The organism is Sneathiella sp. HT1-7 (genome assembly GCF_020731145.1).
Lineage (GTDB): Bacteria > Pseudomonadota > Alphaproteobacteria > Sneathiellales > Sneathiellaceae > Sneathiella.
The window spans coordinates 223,867-244,617 of record NZ_JAJFZN010000003.1 but is presented as its reverse complement, the minus strand read 5'-3'; the positions used below and the strand labels follow the sequence as shown (position 1 = coordinate 244,617).

At 51.8% G+C, this 20,751-nt stretch carries 17 protein-coding genes; 10 read left to right on the top strand and 7 right to left on the bottom strand.

Annotated elements, in window-relative coordinates:
* Nucleotides 1-111: 111 nt before the first annotated feature.
* The 6 genes from LKE13_RS10860 to LKE13_RS10835 all read left to right on the top strand — a co-directional run bounded on the left by LKE13_RS10860 (nucleotide 112) and on the right by LKE13_RS10835 (nucleotide 7,403).
* A complete protein-coding gene (locus LKE13_RS10860; RefSeq protein ID WP_227951202.1) occupies nucleotides 112-606 on the top strand; it encodes a MarR family winged helix-turn-helix transcriptional regulator in 495 nt (164 codons plus the stop codon).
* Entirely contained in the window at nucleotides 587-1,801 is a 1,215-nt protein-coding gene (locus LKE13_RS10855; protein ID WP_227951200.1) for an HlyD family secretion protein, read from the top strand. The genes LKE13_RS10860 and LKE13_RS10855 overlap by 20 nt, the downstream gene beginning before the upstream one ends.
* The gene (locus LKE13_RS10850; RefSeq protein WP_227951197.1) at nucleotides 1,798-3,333 is read left to right on the top strand and encodes a DHA2 family efflux MFS transporter permease subunit; all 1,536 of its coding nucleotides are present in this window, start codon (nucleotides 1,798-1,800) and stop codon (nucleotides 3,331-3,333) included. The genes LKE13_RS10855 and LKE13_RS10850 overlap by 4 nt, the downstream gene beginning before the upstream one ends.
* A gap of 97 nt (nucleotides 3,334-3,430) precedes the next feature.
* Nucleotides 3,431-4,582, top strand: a complete 1,152-nt coding sequence (locus LKE13_RS10845; protein WP_227951195.1) for an acyl-CoA dehydrogenase family protein — start codon at nucleotides 3,431-3,433, stop codon at nucleotides 4,580-4,582.
* Nucleotides 4,579-5,634 (top strand): acyl-CoA dehydrogenase family protein, encoded by a 1,056-nt coding sequence (locus tag LKE13_RS10840; RefSeq protein ID WP_227951192.1) that lies wholly within the window; start codon nucleotides 4,579-4,581, stop codon nucleotides 5,632-5,634. Before LKE13_RS10845 ends, LKE13_RS10840 begins: the two co-directional genes overlap by 4 nt.
* An 80-nt stretch (nucleotides 5,635-5,714) precedes the next feature.
* A complete protein-coding gene (locus tag LKE13_RS10835; protein ID WP_227951190.1) occupies nucleotides 5,715-7,403 on the top strand; it encodes an N-acyl-D-amino-acid deacylase family protein in 1,689 nt (562 codons plus the stop codon).
* Between the two features lie 7 nt (nucleotides 7,404-7,410).
* Here the strand turns inward: LKE13_RS10835 and LKE13_RS10830 are convergent, their stop codons facing one another.
* Complete coding sequence (locus tag LKE13_RS10830) at nucleotides 7,411-8,262, bottom strand: TauD/TfdA dioxygenase family protein (RefSeq protein WP_227951188.1); 852 nt, start codon at nucleotides 8,260-8,262, stop codon at nucleotides 7,411-7,413.
* Nucleotides 8,263-8,631: 369 nt separating this feature from the next.
* Here LKE13_RS10830 and LKE13_RS10825 point away from each other — a divergent pair, with 369 nt between their 5' ends.
* The gene (locus LKE13_RS10825; protein ID WP_227951186.1) at nucleotides 8,632-9,117 is read left to right on the top strand and encodes a class I SAM-dependent methyltransferase; all 486 of its coding nucleotides are present in this window, start codon (nucleotides 8,632-8,634) and stop codon (nucleotides 9,115-9,117) included.
* A gap of 28 nt (nucleotides 9,118-9,145) precedes the next feature.
* On the opposite strand, the gene LKE13_RS10820 is transcribed toward LKE13_RS10825, so the two are convergent.
* Both LKE13_RS10820 and LKE13_RS10815 read right to left on the bottom strand, forming a co-directional pair.
* On the bottom strand, nucleotides 9,146-10,477 hold the full coding sequence (locus LKE13_RS10820; protein ID WP_227951183.1) for a TetR/AcrR family transcriptional regulator: 1,332 nt from the start codon (nucleotides 10,475-10,477) through the stop codon (nucleotides 9,146-9,148).
* A gap of 206 nt (nucleotides 10,478-10,683) precedes the next feature.
* Nucleotides 10,684-11,394: a transglutaminase-like domain-containing protein gene (locus LKE13_RS10815; protein ID WP_227951181.1), complete on the bottom strand. Its 711-nt coding sequence runs from the start codon at nucleotides 11,392-11,394 to the stop codon at nucleotides 10,684-10,686.
* 211 nt (nucleotides 11,395-11,605) lie between these two features.
* Here LKE13_RS10815 and LKE13_RS10810 point away from each other — a divergent pair, with 211 nt between their 5' ends.
* Entirely contained in the window at nucleotides 11,606-13,273 is a 1,668-nt protein-coding gene (locus tag LKE13_RS10810) for a flavin-containing monooxygenase (RefSeq protein WP_227951179.1), read from the top strand.
* A gap of 12 nt (nucleotides 13,274-13,285) precedes the next feature.
* On the opposite strand, the gene LKE13_RS10805 is transcribed toward LKE13_RS10810, so the two are convergent.
* The 4 genes from LKE13_RS10805 to LKE13_RS10790 all read right to left on the bottom strand — a co-directional run bounded on the left by LKE13_RS10805 (nucleotide 13,286) and on the right by LKE13_RS10790 (nucleotide 18,596).
* On the bottom strand, nucleotides 13,286-14,260 hold the full coding sequence (locus LKE13_RS10805; protein WP_227951177.1) for an NADPH:quinone oxidoreductase family protein: 975 nt from the start codon (nucleotides 14,258-14,260) through the stop codon (nucleotides 13,286-13,288).
* 95 nt (nucleotides 14,261-14,355) lie between these two features.
* Nucleotides 14,356-15,390, bottom strand: a complete 1,035-nt coding sequence (locus tag LKE13_RS10800) for a TAXI family TRAP transporter solute-binding subunit (protein WP_227951175.1) — start codon at nucleotides 15,388-15,390, stop codon at nucleotides 14,356-14,358.
* A gap of 41 nt (nucleotides 15,391-15,431) precedes the next feature.
* Nucleotides 15,432-17,327 carry a TRAP transporter permease gene (locus tag LKE13_RS10795; RefSeq protein WP_227951173.1) on the bottom strand — a complete coding sequence of 632 codons (1,896 nt, stop codon included), beginning with the start codon at nucleotides 17,325-17,327 and terminating at the stop codon, nucleotides 15,432-15,434.
* 24 nt (nucleotides 17,328-17,351) lie between these two features.
* Nucleotides 17,352-18,596 (bottom strand): acyl-CoA dehydrogenase family protein, encoded by a 1,245-nt coding sequence (locus LKE13_RS10790; protein WP_227951170.1) that lies wholly within the window; start codon nucleotides 18,594-18,596, stop codon nucleotides 17,352-17,354.
* 105 nt (nucleotides 18,597-18,701) lie between these two features.
* Between LKE13_RS10790 and LKE13_RS10785 the strand changes: the two genes are divergently transcribed.
* Entirely contained in the window at nucleotides 18,702-19,913 is a 1,212-nt protein-coding gene (locus tag LKE13_RS10785; RefSeq protein ID WP_227951168.1) for a CaiB/BaiF CoA transferase family protein, read from the top strand.
* Entirely contained in the window at nucleotides 19,910-20,743 is an 834-nt protein-coding gene (locus LKE13_RS10780) for an IclR family transcriptional regulator (protein ID WP_227951166.1), read from the top strand. Before LKE13_RS10785 ends, LKE13_RS10780 begins: the two co-directional genes overlap by 4 nt.
* Nucleotides 20,744-20,751 lie beyond the last annotated feature (8 nt).

Sequence of the window (20,751 nt, the reverse complement as noted above, 5' to 3'; positions counted from 1 at the left end):
TTACCCGCTGCGATACATGCTCGTGGCGGGTTTTTCTTGTCATGAGCAGCTCTATTGCAATTTACTATACATAGCTTATTATATAACAAACAAACTATTTGGAGGCGGCATATGAAACTCCCTGAGGAAAGCCTCGGTTTCTTGGTCAATGACGTGTCCCGGTTAATGCGACGAAACTACAACCGACGGGCACAAGGGTTGGGACTCTCCCTCGCCCAGTGGCGGGCATTGGCCTTTTTGTCGCGTAAAGAAGGCGTCAAACAAGTAACTCTCGCCGACTCTCTGGAAGTTCAGCCTATTACGCTGGCCCGTCTCATAGACCGGCTGGAGGAAGCAGGCCTCGTTACGCGTCGGCCAGACCCAGACGATAGACGGGCAATACGTCTCTACCTCACGCCTCAAGCCCAACCACTACTGGATCAAATGTGGAAGTTGGCGCAAAAAACGCATGAAGATGCTCTGAACGATTTCTCCGATGTCGCACGTAATGCGCTAATCAAATCGCTTCAACAGGCCAAGCAGAGTTTGCTGGTGGCCGAGGAACGCACATGCGATGGAAATACTGAGGAGGCCGAAAGAAACCATAATGTCACAAAACGCAACTGATCCCAACGATGGCCGGTCCCGATCCGAACAACTAAATTCCGAAACATCGACCGTTTTAAGCGTTGCGCATACTACTGCGAGTAAACTTGGACGCCGTCGCCGCTGGACGCGGAACTTTCTTCTTCTGCTAGGGCCGCTAGTTGTGATCTTTGTCGGTGGATATTTTTATTACACAGGCGGCAGATTTGTCGACACGGAAAATGCCTATGTAAAGGCGGATACGGTGATGATCGCGGCCGAAGTTTCAGGACTTATTTCCAGTGTACCGGTGAAGGAGAACCAGCGCGTCGTCAAAGGAGATATCCTGTTCCAGATCAATGACCGACCCTATCGCATTGCGATAGCTGAAGCTGAAGCAGGGCTCGCCAATGCCAGAGATAAAATCGCCAGTCTTAAAGCCACATACCGGCAGAAACTCGGCGAGCTTGCCCTTGCTCGCACCAATATCGCGTTTGCAAAAAAAGAGCATGACAGACAGACCCGATTGATTGCCAGCAGCGCCGTTTCACGCAGTAAGCTCGATGCAACGCGGCACGAACTTGACATTGCAAAACAGCAGGTCCTGGTCATCAATCAGGAGCTTTCGGAAATCAGTGCACAACTCGGAGGCAATCCAAAAATCCCTGTTGAAGAACACGCGCTTTTTCTTTCTGCCTTGGCCGCGAAGGAAAGAGCGGAACTTGATCTGGAGCGGACGACTGTGCGGGCACCGTTTGATGGAATTGCCAGCAACACACCACAGATCGGCCAACAGGTCATTGGCAACGGTGCTTTTAGCAGCCCAATCATGAGCCTCGTGGCCGACAAGAATATTTGGATAGAAGCCAACTTCAAGGAAACTGACCTCACCCATGTTCTAGCAGGCCAGAGAGCAACGATCCATGTTGACACTTACCCTGACCGGGAGTGGCGGGGAACTGTTGAAAGCCTTAGTCAGGCCACGGGGGCCGAGTTTTCTGTCATTCCCCCACAGAATGCCACAGGCAATTGGGTCAAGGTGGTGCAGCGAATTCCTATCCGGATCAAAGTAATCCGCCAGGATAATGACCCCCTGTTCCGTGCGGGCATGAGCACGACGGTTGAGATTGATACGGAGCAGAATCGCCCCATGCCGAAAATCATCCATGCTGCGCTTGATTGGCTTGGCGAGTTTCCAACCACCGCCATAGCCGGTGAGACATCCACCGAAAAATGACTGACGAAAGTGCCACCAGCACGCCGTTAGAACGCGGGCTAATCACCCTATCCATCATGCTGGCGACGGTTATGCAGTCGCTGGATATGACCATCGCCAATGTTGCCCTGCCCCATATGCAAGGGACCATGTCTGCAACGCAGGATCAGATCTCCTGGGTTCTGACCTCTTACATTGTAGCTGCGGCAATCATGACACCCCCAACGGGATTTTTCGCCTCCCGCCTCGGTCGTAAACGCCTCTTCATTATTATGGTGACCGGTTTTACCATTACATCGATGCTCTGCGGGACAGCGTCAACCTTGAACGAGATTGTGCTCTATCGGTTGTTGCAGGGGGCCTTTGGGGCCGGACTTGTCCCGTTGTCACAGGCCGTTCTGCTCGATACCTATCCCACAGAAAAGCACGGTTCCGCCATGGCCATGTGGGGCATGGGGGTGATGGTTGGACCGATCCTCGGCCCGACACTCGGCGGATTTCTAACCGAAACATATAACTGGCGATGGGTTTTCTTTATCAACCTGCCCTTTGGCATTCTTGCACTGCTGGGCATCCTTGCTTTTGTGCCAGAGACGGCGAAGGAGCGCGCCCGCAATTTTGACTATATCGGGTTCGCGTTATTGAGCCTATCCATTGGCGCACTCCAGATGATGCTCGATCGCGGAGAATCGCAAGACTGGTTCGCCTCGAATGAAATCATTATCGAAGCCGTCGTTGCCGGACTCTGCTTTTATATGTTTCTTGTGCATATGTTTACCGCAAAAATGCCCTTTATCGAACCGGGTCTGTTCAAGGATCGTAACTTCAGCGTCGGCCTTCTTTTGATATTTATGGTTGGAGTTATCCTGCTCGCGACCATGGCTCTCCTGCCACCATTCTTACAGAATTTGATGGGTTTCCCCGTTCTCATCACGGGCTATGTACTCGCGCCGCGCGGCATCGGCACCATGATCGCGATGGTGTTCGTCGGTCGCCTGATTGGGAAAATAGATAACCGTCTGTTGATCTTTTTCGGTATCAGCCTGACTGCCTATTCCCTCTATGAGATGTCGCGTTTTACGACCGATGTCTCTGTTAGCACCCTTGTTTGGACCGGGATTATGCAAGGAGTAGGATTAGGCTTTATCTTCATTCCGTTGAGTACTCTCACCTTCTCGACGCTGGCTGCGCATTTTCGCAACGAAGGCACCGCCATGTTCAGCCTGATACGCAATATCGGGAGCAGCATTGGCATTTCAATCGTTTTCACGATGTTGAGCCGCAATACCCAAGTCAATCATGCCGCTATTGCTGATCGGATGGATCCCTTTCGCGACGCGATGCAGCCACCGTTCTTGCCCAATGCCTGGAACTGGAATATGGCGTCGGGGCTCACCGCGCTTGATAACGAGATTACGCGTCAGTCCGCGACCATTGCCTTTCTCAATGATTTTACGCTGATGATGTGGGTGATGCTTGCCGCCGCGCCTCTATTACTGCTATTGAAAAGGCCGGAAAAGAAACAATCCGCAGAATTGGCCGTGGCAGAATAGTCATTGCCACCACCTGTAAATATGACCACAATGGCCATATCAAAAACAAGAAAATAGCCAATGCATGAAGGCTATCAAAAAGGGGCAATGATTTCCTATGCAGTATTTTAACTTCGACCCGTACAGCCTGCCGCCGGAGGCGGAAACGCTGCGTCGGGAAGTCCGAGAGTACCTGAATGACGAACTGGCCGACTATCCGGCCGTGTTACGCTCGCGCTCCTGGGCCGGACTCGACCCTGATTTTTCTCGCAAGATGGGGGAAAAAGGGTGGATCGGGCTGACCTGGCCGAAGAAATACGGCGGTGCCGAACGCACCTTCTTTGAACGCTACGCCCTTCTGGAAGAACTGCTCGCCTATGGCGCCCCCGTTGGCAGCCACTGGATCGCTGATCGCCAAAGCGGCCCCACAATCCTTCGATTTGGTACTGAAGAGCAATGCAACCGTATTCTGCCCGGTATCATCAAGGGGGAATCCTTTTTTTGCATTGGCATGAGTGAACCGGACAGCGGTTCCGACCTTGCCTCTATCCGCACCAAAGCGGACAAGGTTGACGGTGGTTATCTGCTTAACGGCACCAAAGTCTGGACGACTGGCGCGCATCATTGCGACTGGATGATTGCCCTCGTGCGGACAAGCCCGCCATCTGAAAACCGTCATGCCGGCATGAGCCAGTTCCTGATCAACCTGAAACAAACCAAGGGCCTGACCATCGACCCGATCAAGAATCTGGCAGGCGAAAAGCATTTCAATATGGTCGTGTTCGAAGATTTTTTCGTGCCCGAGGAAGACCGCATCGGTGCCGAAGGCGATGGCTGGCAGCAGGTTACGGCTGAGCTCGCCTTCGAACGCTCAGGGCCGGAGCGGTATATGTCTTCCATCCAGCTCTTGATCGAGCTGATCCGCGAGGCGAAGCTTGACCCCAATAACAAGGCGCAAGAACAGATAGGACGCCTGATTGCCCATCTCGCGACGCTACGCCGGATGTCGATCTCCGTGGCCGGTAAACTTGAATCCCATTCAAATCCGGCACTGGAAGCTTCTGTCGTTAAGGATCTTGGCGCAATCTATGAACAGGATATGCCCGAAATTGCGCATCGTTTCGCCAGAACTGAGGCCAGCATGACAGCCGCCACCGATTTTGAGCAGGTGCGCGCTTATATTACTCAAGCCGCCGTCTCTTTCTCCCTTCGCGGGGGTACGCGGGAGATTTTACGGGGCATTATTGCACGGGGGCTTGGCTTACGATGAATGAACTTCGTCAAATCATGGCCGATACGGTTGAAAAACTCTTCTCCGATCAGGTCACAAAGAACTCAAGGGAACAGGCGGAAGTCGCTATCTTCCCGGATGAATTATTGCAGGCCATCACAGAAAACGGTCTTTTGCACGTTCTTGTTCCGGAAAATATGGGCGGCGTGAGTGGACAATTTGCCGATGCGGAAGTCATCGCCCGCGCCGTTGGCCGCCACGCGGTCCCGCTTCCGATTGTGGAGCAAATTCTCGCAAATTATCTCCTTGCAAGCGCGGGAATAACACCGCCAGAGGGCATCACCGTCTTTGCTCCCGTCCGTGACGGTGAAGCGATCCAATTGAAGGATGGTAAAGTCACGGGAACGGCAACTCGCATACCATGGGGCCGCAAGGCCAGCCATGTCGCCGTTATCACGGATGACGGCATTGCCCTCGTCAAGGCGGGCGATTATACACTCACCGAGAACCAGAATATTGCTGCAGAACCGCGCGATACGATTGACTTCGAGAATGCGTCACCGGTTGAAAGTGGCGAGCTTCCGGCCAGAATGACAGCGCAGTCCGCCTTCGCACTCGGGGCGATGATGCGCTCATCCCAGATGGCAGGTGCCATTGAATGGATATTGGAGGCCAGCGTCCAATATGCCAATGACCGGGTGCAGTTCGGGCGCGCCCTCGGCAAGTTTCAGGCGATCCAGCAAAATATGGCGGAGATGGCGGGACATTCGGCAGCGTCCGGTGCGGCGGCTCTCGGGGCATTTCAGGCGGCTGATATGGCACTGAATAACGATATCAACAGTACATTCGAGATCGCCGCCGCCAAAACACGGATTAGCGAGGCGGCGGGTGTTGTCACGTCCCACGCCCACCAGATTCATGGCGCTATCGGTTTTACCTATGAGCATGACCTGCATTTCCGGACACGACGGCTTTGGTCGTGGCGGGATGAGTTCGGTTCAGACAGCTATTGGGCCGACTGGATCGGCGGACATGTCCTCGAACTCGAGGCAGATGACCTCTGGCCCTGGCTGACAACCCGACCGACTTAACCACACCGACACGGCGACGCACATCGCAACAAAGCGGTAACGGGCGCGCAAGACGCCCCGCCGCAAGAGGGAGAAAAACTATGTCACTCGACCTTAAAATCACAAACGGAACCATCATCGACGGGACGGGAGCGCCCGGCTATATCGGAGATGTCGGCATCAAAGACGGCAAGATCGTCTCTGTCGGCGAGGTTGAGGAGGACGCCGCACGAGAAATTGATGCAACCAGCATGGTTATCTCCCCCGGTTTCGTGGATATCCACACCCATTACGACGCACAAGTAATCTGGGACCGGATGCTCTCCATTTCGCCCTGGCATGGCGTGACAACCGCCGTCATCGGCAATTGCGGCTTTGGCGTTGCGCCTACCCGGCCCGAGCACCGCACCAGTATCATGCGGACCTTAGAAAAAGTTGAGGGGATGTCCTTTGACGCCCTTGCGGAAGGGCTCGGGAGTGACTGGCCGTTCGAGAGTTTCGCTGAATATATGGACGCGATTGAGGCACGCGGGACAGCCATTAATTTAGCAGTTTTTGCCGGACATACTCCGATACGAACCTATGTCATGGGACCTGAAGCGGTGGAGCGGACCGCCAATGACGAGGAGGTCGCCAGCATGGCAGATATCGTCCGCGAGGCGATGGAAGCTGGCGCAATCGGGTTTTCCACATCACAAGCGACGACGCATCATGGCTATGGCGGCAAGCCGGTGCCAAGCCGCCTCGCCGATATGATTGAGATGGACCAATTGGTTGCGGCTGCACGTCTTGGCGGAGCAAAAATAGTTCAGGCAACTGTTGGTCCGACTTTGTTTCATGACCAGCTTGCCTTGCTCTCTCAGAAGCATGATATCCCGGTGACCTGGACGGCGCTTCTCTCCGGCATGTCCGGCCCCGGCTCCCATCGCCGCCATCAGGAAACAACACGCAAACTTCGGGAAGACGGCGTGAAAATTCATCCTCAGGTCGCCTGTCGCCCGATCAATTTCGATTTTGAATTCAACGAGCCTTTCCCCTTCGAGATGCGCCCCCTCTTCAAACAGATCATGGAAGCAGACCGCAAAGGCCGGAAAGCAATCTATCGCGACCCTGAGTTTCGCGACCAGTTCAGGGACGATACGGCAACCGGGGCCCGGAATGCTGTAGCCGGCTGGATAGATCGCTGCGTTATCTCCATGGCACCTGGCAATCCAGAATGGGAAGAAAAGCCGCTTCGGGAAATTGCCGAAAGCCAGGGAAAAGACCCGATTGATTTCGTGCTTGATCTCTCACTTGAAACGGATTTTGTCGCCCGCTTCCGCTTCCCTATCGTCAATTATGATGAGGAAGAAGTCGCTGAGCTCCTGCAGGATGACAACCTCATACTCGGGCTTTCCGATGCGGGTGCCCATGCGAGCCAACTCTGCGATGCCTGCTACTCAACGCATCTTCTGGGGCATTGGGTACGCGAAAAAAATACGCTTAAGCTGGAGAAGGCAATTCATATGCTAACTCAGAAACCGGCTGAACTGTTTGGCATCACGGATCGCGGCAAGATCGCAGAAGGAGCCTTGGCCGATGTTGTGATCTTTGATCCCACAACAATTGCAGCCGGCGGACTGGAGCGTGTCCATGATTTACCGACCGGGGCCGATCGGCTTATTTCCCCGGCATCTGGTATCAAAACTGTTATCGTCAACGGACAGATACTATTGGAGGAAAACCAGGTCTCAATCCCTGAAGCTGCAGCGCTCCCCGGTAAACTTCTCCGGAACGGTACGGCCGCCTGAACGCCTCTTAGGCGGCAGGTGGATCAGCGCTGAACGTCGTACGATACAACAGCCTGCGGGTGCCATCATAATCATTGGTGGCGTAATGCAGGCAGGTGCGGTTATCCCAAATCGCTACATCCCCGGCCCGCCAGCGAAACCGACAGGAAAAATCCGGACGGGTGCAATGCTTATAAATGTCGGCTAGGATCGGCGCACTCTCTTCTTCGCTCATATCTTCAAACCGGGTTGTGTAGATGGGGTTAAGAAAAAGCGCTTGCCGACCGCTAAGCGGTTCCCTGATAACCGCCGGATGCAAAATTTCCCGGTCAGCCGCCGGATCCCCGCGAGTCATGCGAATGGAGGCTCCTGCCTGCTCTTCTTCAGGTGGTTGATGTGTCACGCCATAGGGCGCGCCAATATGGACAGCTTTGCGCCCGTCAACGACCGACTTCAGAGCTTCAGAAAGGGAAGTATATGCGGACACCTGGCTCGCCCAGACCGTATCACCGCCGACTTGCGGAACCTCGATCGCGGACAGAATGGAGCCGGCAGGTGGATTCTCAAGAAAGCTGAAATCGGAATGCCAGTCTCCGCCAAAGACGCCCTTATTGCATTCATCCGCCTCTTTCAGTACCGCGATTACTTCATCATCCTCGGGCATTGGTTCAACATAGGGCAGTTTCATAATCGGGCCGAAAACCTCGGTAAGTTCCTTCTGCTGCTTAATCGTAGGGTGCAGGTCCCGAAGGGCAATCATCTGATAATCCGCTAGCGCCTGACGCAGAAAATCTGCCATATCCGCTGTGACCCCGTTGGTAATGTCGAAACCCGTAATTTCGGCGCCCATCAATCCCGTCAGTTTTTCTATCTGAACCATTTTTTCCGTCGTTCTCGTTTAATACTCGTAAAATTTCGGTTGGAGTTGTTATCAGGTAAAGCTGCCTAAATTCATCTTTATTCTCCTTTTGTATTCACCGCTATTTTCTCATGCTTCGTCGGTCTCTGAAGTTTAATTTCATGACATTTTCTGATTCCGCAAGGTCCTGCAACTGCATCAAGGACTTTCAACAACTCGCAGTTTATGGTTTAATTATCATTCTCGCCATCCATCGGCGTATAATTTCTGATCACAATCCGGTCGTATGGAGGGCCCGGTTAAGTGTACCAACCCTTTGTCTTGGCCCTTTTACGTAACCCTCGACAGATAGGTGCAGTCGTACCGAGCGGCCAATCGCTGGCCCGGGCCATGGCCATCGCGGCCGCTCCTTCAGGTAAGCGAATACTTGAAATCGGCCCAGGCACCGGCGCCATTACCAAAGCGCTGCTGGCCGAAGGCGCCACACCTGACCAGCTTTGCCTGCTGGAGCGTGACACCAAGCTGACGATCTATCTTACAGAAAAGTTCCCCGGTGTCCGCGTGATCAATGGAGATGCCCGTTCAATTGCCGACGTGGTCCAGCCGAAATCTGGATCCTGTTTTGACATTGTTATTTCCAGTCTGCCACTCCTTAATATGAGAGAGGCCGATAAAATTACAATTCTGGACCAGGTTTTTTCAATACTCGATCCGCAGGGAGCCCTGGTACAATATACCTATTCGGCCAAAGCCCCTATATCTCCTTCCCTGACAAACAGGTTCGGCGTCAAAGGCGAAAGAACTGCCATGATTTTTCGCAACTTGCCGCCTGCGAGCGTTTGGAAATACTGCCATCCAAGAATGTATGAAGTCTGATTTTTTTAAAGCGCAGTGAGAATGTTTCTCAACTGCTGGATAAATCTTTATTCTGGTCGCGCAAGGCGACCCCGTCGAGGAAAACGGTCAAAACCTTCGCAATCAAGTCGTCCAGTGATTTCGACACTTCTTCCTTGTCCCAATTCGGGCGAAACCAATTGGCACTCCAATTCAACGCCCCTAACATTAGCTGCCGCATCTGAAGAACATCGAGATCACGTCGGACTTCCCCGTTTTCCTGTGCCCGCACCAATGCACGACTCCAACTGTTAGTATATTGTTGCCTTATTGGCCGATGCTTTTCTCTCACATCCTCGGGTAATTGCCCATAAATACGTATATTCATCGCGACGAAATCATTGCGTATGAATAGATAAAGCATATGTGCGCGAATGGCAGACGCGAGACGGCTGGCGTTATCAGAATAGCTATTTTCATTCTCAAGAATATAAGTAACGCCCTCAACAATCTCGTTCAGTCCCCGGGACAACACATCGTCGATAATCTCCTCCTTCGAGGAAAAATGGTAATAAATACTGCCCGCTTCAATCCCTGCCACTTCGGCAATATGCCGAAGCGTAACGCCGTCGTACCCCTTCTTTCGCAATGCCCGCGTAGTGGAAAGCAGAATGTGAAGTCGGGTCTGCGCCGCCTTGGACCGTCCCGCGACTTTTGGCGACATTGGCTCAACCATTATGCCTTCTACCTCGCGCCCATTCCACTTATGAGAATGATTCAGGATTCCATCGAGAAGAAGAGCAACCGTCATTTCAGAAAATTCCTGAACCGAGAATCGATCGCTATCAAACCATTCAGTTGTCCAGTTGAGTGCCCCAACAATTAATTGCTGGAGGGTCAAGACATTCACATCCGATCTGATTTCACGTTTTTTTTGGGCATTGGAGAACGCCGCTGTCCAAATATCTCCGTAAATCTCGAACACACGGCGGTGCCTTACCTGTGCTTCGGGAGACAGCATGGAATAATTTCGCATAATCGCCGCTGTAAACTCGCTGCCACCCAAGACCTGTTCCAGATGAGCATAAACCATCGCGGAAAATATCTCTCGGAATTCCGCGCCGCGCGCCTCATGCTCATCATATGCCGAAGAAACAACATCAATAACCTGACGGCAACCGAGGTCAAAAACATCATCGAGCAGATCTTCCTTCGATGCAAAGTGATAATAGAGGCTGCCTGCCTCCATACCGGCGGCGGCGGCTATATCCTTAAGCGTTGTACGCGCATAGCCTTTTTCACAAAATTGCCGTGCGGCTGTCGCAAGAATTGCGTCACGCGTACCGTTTGACTTCCGGTGCCTGCGCTTGCCTCTGCTTGCCCTGCCCGGCTGTAGGTTCATGGATGGTTAGTTCCTCAATATATGAAATCACTAGGTTGTCTCTCAGCGAGATCGGCAACGTTACGTCGCCATAATGCCAAGTGCAATGGAGAATAAAGATAAACTAATGCAGAAAAAACGAATTAAATCAATATGAAACTATTGTAGGAAACAATCACGTACAGCAATGTTTCAGGCGATGCAAAGCTGCTAAAACACCGGATTTCTTACTTTTGAACATCTTCCGTAAAAGCATCTTTTGTATTTTGAACTTCTCCAGCCTCTATATGGGAGACCATATTTGGATAGGCTGCGCGAAAATCACTAAGGAACTGCTCAATCGGAACATCGAGAAACACACCTCGATCATTCTCATACTCCATATGTCGCTCATCCTGCTCATTAAACTCGTGGAAAAGCGCATCCGACGTCCCGTCAAACTCAAGCGGTTTCACACCGAAGCGCTCACAAAGCTCCATATTAAAGGCCGGGGTAATCTTGTAGCTCTTCCCTTCCAGCCAGACCTGCACATAACCGTGATAAATGAAGAGATCCGTCCCCATCAATTCACTGAGCTTCGGTGTATTGAGATGATTACGCACATCCGCAAAGCCAAGCGCCGCGGGAATACCCGCCGCCCGCAGACAGGCCGTCAACAGGATGGCTTTTGGCACGCAGTACGCTGAACTTCCTTTTGCGATTACACTTGCGCGATAAGCGTCAGGGGTCAAAGATATCTGATACGGATCGTATCGCAAACCATCGCGCACCGCATTGAACAGGCATATGGTTTTTTCCGTATCGGAGGCAGCGTCCGCAAGTCCGTCAAAGGCTCTGGCGACAAATTCCTGTACCTCGCGTGAGTTACTATCTACAAAATCCGCAGATTGTAGAAATTCTTTCGCTTCCAGGGAAACAGGGTTGTCTTGCGCCTTCATTCTATAATTCTTTTCTCGGCGGTCATGCTCTAAACAGCACTTTCTCAATTGATTACCGCCTCTATCTGTTGCTGTCAATTAACCCCACAGGAAACAAGTGATTGAAGAAAGTTACTTGCGACCAGAGAGTTATTGATCTTTAATATAAGAAACCGCTTATCGTTTGATTGCGATCCGGCTAGAGAATAACAAACAAGACCAGGAGCAAAACATGGTCCAGCAACTCACCACGGATTATGAAGTAATTGTTATCGGTGCGGGTGTTGCCGGCATATACCAGATCAAGCGCCTCATTGATATGGGCATCAACGCAACCGTGCTTGAGGGCAGCGATAACCTCGGTGGGACCTGGTATAATAACCGTTACCCCGGCGCACGATTTGATTCAGAAAGCTATACCTATGGCTATTCTTTCTCAAAAGAAGTTCTGGAAGAATGGCACTGGAAAGAACGCTTTTCGAGCCAACCGGAGAATCTGCGCTATCTCAATTTTGTCGCAGACAAATTCAACTTGCGAAACCATATGCAGTTTAACTGCAAGGTTAAGGCGGCCAAATTCGATGAGCAAAATTCAATCTGGCAGCTAAAGGTAAGTGACGGTCGCACCCTCTCCTGTCGGTTCGTGATTATGGCCATCGGCCTACTTTCCCAGCCAACTCTCCCCAAACTGGAGGGCATGGATGACTTCAAAGGCACGTCGTTTCATACCTATTACTGGCCGCATGAGGGCATTGACCTGACCGGCAAGAAAGTCGGTATTATCGGCACCGGAGCCACGGCGATCCAGATCATTCCGGTTATCGCGGAACAGGCAGAGGAACTCTATGTCTTCCAGCGCCGTCCCAATTGGAGCGCACCGCTAAATAACAGTGAACTCTCAGAAGCGGAAATGGCCGACATCCGTACCCGCTATGACGAAATATTCGAAGCCTGCAGTGAGTCTCCGGGTGGCTTCGTGCACCGGCCGGACCGTCGCTCCTTCTATGAAGTATCCCGCGAAGAACGGTTGGCGCTTTGGGACAAGCTCTATGATGAACCTGGTTTCGGGATATGGCTCTCTAATTTCCGTGAAATTTTCATGGATGAGAAAGCCAATGCGGAATTTTCTGATTATATTGCGGATCGCATCCGCCAACGGGTGAAAGACCCTGTGACGGCAGAAACATTGATACCGAAAGATCATGGCTTCGGCATACAGCGGGTCCCTCTCGAAACCAACTATTTCGAGGCTTACAATCGGGACAATGTCCATTTGACGGATATTCAGAAAGAGCCGCTTCAAAGGGTGACCGAAACCGGCCTCCGCACGACGGCTCGTGACTATGATCTTGATGTCATCATTTACTCGACCGGGTTTGATGCGATGACCGGTGCGTTCGATCATATCGATATCGAAGGGGTTGGCGGTGCCAAGCTAAAGGATAAATGGTTTGAAGCCCCTGCAACGTTTCTTGGGATGATGATACATGGCTTCCCGAACCTGTTGATGCCAAACGGCCCGCAAAGCGGTTCAGCCTCGACCAATTATCCTCGCGGAATCGAATCCGGCGTCAATTGGCTTATGGATTTACTGGAGTATATGCAGGACCACGGGTATACCCGCGCCGAAGCAAGCAAGGCGGCGGAAGAAGAATGGACCGCCGAAGTCGTGGAAATGTACAAGATTATGCTGATGCGGAAAGCCAAATCCTGGTTCACCGGTTATAATTCGAATGTTGTCGGTCATGAGGCCGGGCATGTCCGTCATCTTGTCTATAACGGCGGCTCCCCAAAATACATGGCGCGGCTGCAAACGGTTGCGGCCACTGACTATGAAGGTGTTGATTTTGAAGGAGAGCCGACAGAGCCACAGGCAAAGCCGCTACAATCGACAGCCTGACACTCGCAAACGCTACGACAGTTTTACGACCGCCTTGCCGATCATTTCGCGATTTTCAATTTGAGAAAGCGCTCTGGGCACCTCTGCAAGATCCTCAAGCGGTTGGGTTGGCACCTTGAGAGCGCCCATTTGAATGGCCTCAAATACCGTCTTTGCGGCGATAGCCAATCGCGCGGGCTTGTGCCAACGGTAATAGCCTAGCACCATGCCATGAGCGGAACGGTTCTTAACCAGAAGACGGTTAGCGGCAAAGTTTGGTATGCCTCCTCCCGCAAAACCAATAATCAGATACCGGCCATCCCAGTCTAGACAATGGGCCGCAATATCCGCAAAGTCGCCACCGACCGGATCAAGGACAATATCGACATCCCGTCCTGAATTTGCCTCTTTCACACGATCACGTAAATCCGATCCGTAAATGAGCGCCGCATCGGCACCTGCTGCCTTCGCAGCGTCAGCCTTTGCAACATCGCTGACGGCGGCGATCACTTTTGCGCCGTGGAATTTTGCAAGCTGCACGCCAGTAAGGCCTACCCCACCGGCAGCCCCACTTATCAGCACGGTTTCGCCCGGCTGTATCTGTCCCTTTTCGACCAACGCCATTTCTGACGTGAGGGCAACGGAAAGAACAGCGGCAGTCTGGACAGGATCGCAATTTTCCGGCAAGGAAAATACTTCGAAAGCCTTGGCGCAAACGAATTCAGCATGGCCGCCTTCATACACCAGTGCGGCCACTCGATCCCCAACATCAAAATCCGATACATCGGGTCCCAGTGCTACAATCGTGCCGACAACTTCCATACCAGTGGAAAAGGGTGGTTCATGCTTGTTCTGATGCTTGTTTCTGCTCATCAGCACATCGACAAAGCTAATCCCGGCGGCAATCGTCTGAATTAATACTTCGCCTACAGCAGGTTCAGGCCTGTCAACTTCCGCCACATAAAGTGAAGACGGTCCATCATACTTTGAACAGATAAGCGCGCGCATTCTTTATCTTTCTTATAGCCGCCGAGCATCATTAGAAAAGCATGGGTTGCGCCGCTGCATCCAGATGCGAAACGGCACAACCCTTGGGAGAAACCTTACTTTGCTTCCGGCGGAATGATTTCTTCCGGAACATCGATACCAATTTCCTTGTAGTATTTATACGCACCGATATGCAGTGGCATATTCATCTGGCTCAAGGCCGTCTCCGGGGTAATGACTTTCATCCAGGCTGCAGCCTGCGCAAGGTCCGCAGTATGCGTTAAAATCCCCTTGGTAATGTTATAAGCGTCTTCTTCGCTCATCCATTTGTTCGTACCAAGGCCAACGATTGAGTTCAGAACACGTACGTCCGTTTCATTGACCAGGTTTTCGTACAAACCTTTCGGCAGCATAATGAATTCACGACCCGGCAAGCTTGACGCAGCCTTCATCTCATCAGATTCAAGTGCTGAATCAGGAATGCCGAGAATCCGGATTTCACCGATGGACGAGAGCTGAGCCATTTGTGGGCTTGGGACAGAGGTCGGAACGAAATACGCGTCAACTTGCCTATCCTGGAAAGCCTGCAAGGCTGAGTTAAAGTCAAGATTGATCGCTTCATAGTCTTTTTTGGGCTCATAACCGGTTGAGCCTTTAATGATCTGCTGCGAGACCGTCCGCGCGGCACCTGAAGGAGGGCCGGTAAAGACACGTTTTCCCTTCAAATCTGCGAAAGATTTAATGCCGGAATCAGCCCATACAACCGCATGATACGGCCCGATCGGGTAATTCAAAAGTCCGCGAAGATCGCTGAAAAGCTCTTTCGAGTCCTTCATTTTGGCATACATTCTGGTGCCGGTTTTCATGAAATGGTTAATTGAAACAGCGGTCACGAATAGATCCAGATCTTTCTTGGCGGCATCAACTGCCTGACGTGTCGCCGGAGCACCAGTTTGGAGTTGGATTTTATAGCCATAGGCTTTTTTCAGGATTTCAATCGCCGCAATAGAGAATGTCGTTGTTGAATTAGCGGCACCAAGTGACGCCATTTTAAACGATTCTGCTGCGCTGGCGGTGTGCGACATTGATAGTGTCGCCACTAACCCGAGGGTGGCCACCCCCATTGATTTAAGCAAGTTTCTTCTTTTCATTACTCTCTCCCTTTTCTTTTTTAGTTTAACGGAAACACCTTCTAGTTCTGCAATTTACGACGAGACCGGACGGTCCCGAAGGTAATCAACGACAATCCGATTACCAGAAAGGCAATCTGCAAGGTTGGTATTTGGATAAGCAATCCGGCACCCGAAAGCCCTCGCAATATTCGCTCAGCCGGTCCAAGATCTTGCCGTTCGTATCCAATCATAGCGGTATTTATAAGCCAGATGGCAAGGGACAGACAGACAGCAACCCGTACGAAACTCATCAAGTCGAATGTGCCAACCAGCAATAATGACGGTTCATAAATGAAGATAAACGGAATAATAAATCCAACAAGAGCAAGCCGGACCGCATAGACCGCCGTTGTAAATGGATGAGCATTTGCGATGGGCGCAGCGGCGAACGCACCAATGGCGACTGGCGGCGTTATCGCGGACAGAACACCGAAGTAGAACACGAACATATGCGTCGCCAGCAGTTCGGCACCCATTCTTTGCATAACCGGCCCAAGGACCAGAATAATAATCAGATAAGCCGGCAATGTCGGCATGCCCATACCCAGAACTAGCGCCGCAAGCGCTGTCGTGATCAAGGCCGCGAGCAATGAAAACTCACTAAACTCCGCGACCACTGAGGCGAAAGAAATACCTAGGCCTGTGAGGTTCAGAACGCCAATTATGACACCGATACAACCGACAGCGACAATAATCCAAGCGCAAGATCTTCCCGCTTTCACCAATGCTGTCCAGATAACCGAGGGATTTTCCCGGTTTTTCCTGTTAAACGCGCCCATGATGACGGCGGCTACAATCGCCCAGAACCCCGCAAGAGCCGGTGACCGCCCCATTACCAGCACAAAGACAATGATGGCTATGGGAATGACAAACATCAGGCACGCAATCAGATCTTTGCTGTTCAATGGAGGGCGCTCAGATTCTGGCAGCGGCTCGATGCCATCGGCTCCGGCCTGAATGGAAATAGAGGCAAACAACGAACCATAATAAAACAGCGCAGGAATAAGGGCCGCAATACAGATCGTCGTATAGGCCTCACCCGTCAGGTCGGCCATCAGGAACGCGGCCGCGCCCATAACGGGCGGAACTATCTGGCCACCGGTCGAAGCGGCCGCCTCAACACCACCAGCCATTGGCGCGGAAAACCCCCGGCGTTTGATCATTGGTATGGTGAAAGATCCGGTCCCTACCACATTGGCCGTCACGCTGCCGGACATGCTTCCGAACACGGCACTGGCAACGACAGCGGAATGCGCAGGTCCTCCCCTTGTTTTTCCGGTCAAGGCAACGGAGGCCCGGATAAGGGCATCACTCGCGCCGGTGCTTTCCAGAATAACTCCGAAGACCACGAAGATCAGCACCACCTGTAGGACAACACCCATCGGCAAGCCAAAAACACCCTGGAAGCTGTACCAGATCGTTTGCATGGACCGATTGAGACTGAAACCAGAATGATTAAGGAAACCCGGTAGATACTGGCCGTAAAGGCAATAGATGATCCCAAGCGATGCGATAATGACAATTGGCAAGCCGAATAGACGTCGCGTTGCCTCCAGTAGCACAAGAACAGCCGCGAATGCCGCCCATATATCTATTGATTCATATTCAAATATGGTTTCCTCAATGAGGATTTGTATGTCTATGAATTTCAATGTGCCGTAAATAAAAACGGCAACAAGGGCTAAATCGACCCCCCAAAGCAGCCATGCCGGAAGCCGGCCCGTCACCCCTTTGCTATATGAAGCCCTCTCTGCAAGTGGATTACCCAGCAATGCTATGACAACTGCGCCACAAAGGATCCATGATCGACCATAGGTAATATCCCAACTACCTGAAATGGCCACATAAATTGCCTGTAAAGCGAGAACGACGCCGACCAGCGCGACTCCCCAGGAAATGAGGGATTTGAAACTCATGCTCACGAAGACTCTCCTCTTTTCCTAAAACCCGTCAGGGGCAATATAGGGGCAATCGGCAATGGACCATTCCGGAACGGGTTCAGTCTTGAAAATCTGTCTCAGATGCACTTCATCTGGGCCGTCGCCGATACGAAACCAGCGGGCGTAAGAATGAGCATGATGAATCAATGTATCATCTGTCCCCCCCATGGCGCCGAAAAGCTGGACCGCTCTATCGGTCACTTTTTGTAACATGCGCGGTACAGATACCTTTACTTGCGATACGATCCGCCAGGTATTCTTGTCCGGACTTGTATCAAGCAGCCAGGCTGCCTTTTGGATAAACAAGCGATTCAGGTCTATATCAATGCGTGCTTCGGCAATCCATTTCTGAACCGTATCATACTCGATAATCGGGCGTCCAAACGTTTTCCGCTCATGCGCTCTGGCGACCATCTGCGCGAGAACCATTTCGGCCATCCCGACACACCGCATGGAATGATGAATACGCGCCGGTCCCAGTCGAACTTGCGCTCCCTTGAAACCCTGCCCTCGCTCACCCAGTAGGTTAGCTTTCGGAACGCGGACATTCTTCAGTTCAAACTCACCGATGGGCGCCACAAAATCTTCCCATCCCATAAAACGCAACTTACGGACCAAGGTAAGGCCAGGCGTACCGATCGGAACAATGACCATACTGTGCTGACCCGTCCGGCCTGCATCAGGGTCAGAAATCCCCATGACAATCAGAAAGGAACAATCCGGATGCGCGCCGCCAGTTGCAAACCACTTGCGACCATTCAGGACTAGCTCATCCCCCTCTTCATGGATTTTTGTCGCAATGTTAGTCGCATCGGAAGAGGCAACGTCCGGCTCCGTCATAGCAAATGAAGAACGAGTTTCCGCATTGAGCAGAGGGCGCAGCCATTTTTCTTTCTGTTCCGGCGTCGCGATGTCCTGAAGCATCGCCATATTCGGCACTTCTGGCGCGTGACAGTTAAAGACCTGAGATCCCCACGGCAATCGACCCAGAATCTCTGCAATCGGGGCAAATTCAAGATTGGTCAGCCTTGTTCCCGGCTCGTCATCCGCGAGTTGAGGCAAAGCAAGGTTCCAGAGACCTTCCTCCTTCGCTTTATCCTGAATTTCCTTAATGAAAGGAGCAGGTTTGCGCTCATGACAAACAGTCTGAACCCACTCGCGATGCCGCGGCAAAACTTCCTGCGAAAAGAAGCTTTCTGCACGCAGCCTGATATCATCGGCTTCCGAGCTTAAACTAAAATTCATTGTCCCCGTCGTTTTAATTATTTTTATGTTTGACGATAGTGTTTTATATATAGTAACAAACCATGTCAATAACTACAAAAATAAAAACAGTACTCGGAAGACTACATGACAGATAAAAACTCATCCGGCCCTCTAACCGGTCTGCGTATTCTTGACATTGCCACGATTATCGCTGCCCCCTTTGCCGGCACATTGCTTGCGGATATGGGTGCAGATGTCGTCAAGCTGGAACTGCCGGGCGTCGGCGACGGCATGCGCGGTTTTCCTCCTTTCAAGGACGGAAAATCTCTCTGGTGGAAGGCCGCGAACCGCGGCAAGCAATTCGGCACCTTGGACCTTCGAAAGAAAGAAGGTGCAGAACTTCTCCTCGAAATGCTGCCGGAATTTGATGTCCTGATCGAGAACTTTAAACCCGGCACTCTTGACCGCTGGGGCCTTGATGTAGAGAAACTGTGGAAGGCGAACCCAAAACTTGTGATTCTCAGGACAACTGCCTTTGGTCAGACTGGCCCGTATATCGACCAGCCAGGATTTGCGCGTATTTTTGAGGCCATGGGCGGCCTTACCCACATCACAGGGGATCCTGACCGCCCCCCTGTTCATACCGGTTACCCAATCTCGGATGCCTTTGGTGGCGTGTTCGGTGCGATGTCCATTCTTGCGGCCGTCCATAAGGTACGGGACGACGAAACTGCCATGGGCGAAGAGATCGACCTCTCGCTGACGGAGGCAACATTCCGCCTGCTTGACTTTCTCGCCATTGAGTATGACCAACTAGGTGTCGTGCGCGGACGAAGCGGCAACCGCAATCAATACTCGGCCCCCTCCGATGTTTACCTAACAAGTGACAAGAAATATGTATCTCTCGCAGGTAGCACCAACACCACCTTTAAAGGAAATGCCGCAGCCGTTGGACGACCCGAGCTTATAGATGATCCCCGCTTTGCGAACAATGGCCTGCGGGTGGAAAACGCCGAAGAACTTGACAAGATTTTCGGTAGCTTTATCTCATCTCATACACTTGAAGAAGTATTGGCCGCCTTTTCCAAGGCCAAGGGAACCATCGCGCCGATCTATTCGGTCGAGCAAATCTTCAATGATCCGCAGTATCAGGCGCGTGAGGCAATTACCTCTGTTCCGGACGAAGATTTTGGTTCCGTCCGGCTACAGAATGTTGTCCCTAAATTTTCCCAGAATCCGGGGAAAGTCAAATGGACGGCGAAAGACCTTGGTGCAGATAACGACGCTGTTTTCGAACGGCTTCTCGGGCTCACCAAAGAGGAAATAAATGCCTATCGTGAACGAGGTATTATATGAGCAGTGAGCATACCAATCTTATCGATCGCGTCGAAAGGCGCCATATCCCACTGGATGAAATGGTCGATGGCGATAGTTCACTTTCAACAACCCTGATCCGGGGGCTGGATATCCTTGCGTGCTTTCTCGACGGCGATCAAACCCTTACGAATGCGCAGATAGCCGCGCGGATCGGCATTAACAAGGCAACCGTATCGCGTCTTTGCAAGACCTTGATTGCTTTGCATTATCTTCGGCGCGACCCAAATGGAGGCTTCAAGCTTGCCCCCGGCCTACTTGCGCTATCCTATCCTATTCTCTCCCATATGAAATGGAGACGACAAGCGATCAACCTGATGCAGGATTATGCCGATTTCTCTAAAGGTAACGTCTCTCTTGCCGTCTTCAACGGAGGCGATGCCGTTTATATCCAAACCATCGGCGACATCACAAATTTCCCTCATGTCCCGGAGATGGGCATGACGGTTCCGGTGGCCGATTCCGCAACTGGTCGGTCATTACTTTCTCTGTTATCTGACGAGGAACGTGCAGAGAAATACCTGGAAGTTGAGAGTGCCTATCCCGGCGCTCTGGAGCGCTGCAAAGAAAAAATCGACAAGGGAATAAAGAGCTGTAAGGAGCATGGTTTCTGTACGTCTTACGGTGAGTGGCGTGAAACTATTTACGCAATGTCCGCGCCTGTCGGTCGGACTTCGGACGGTCTTGTTGTTACCCTGTCCTGTGGTATTCCCGCCTATCGTGCGCGCAAGGATGAAATAGAAAATGACCTTGCGCCACGCCTCGCGGCGGTTGCGGAAAATCTGCGTCAGTTCAACATTTTTGATACCTGACTAAAAAA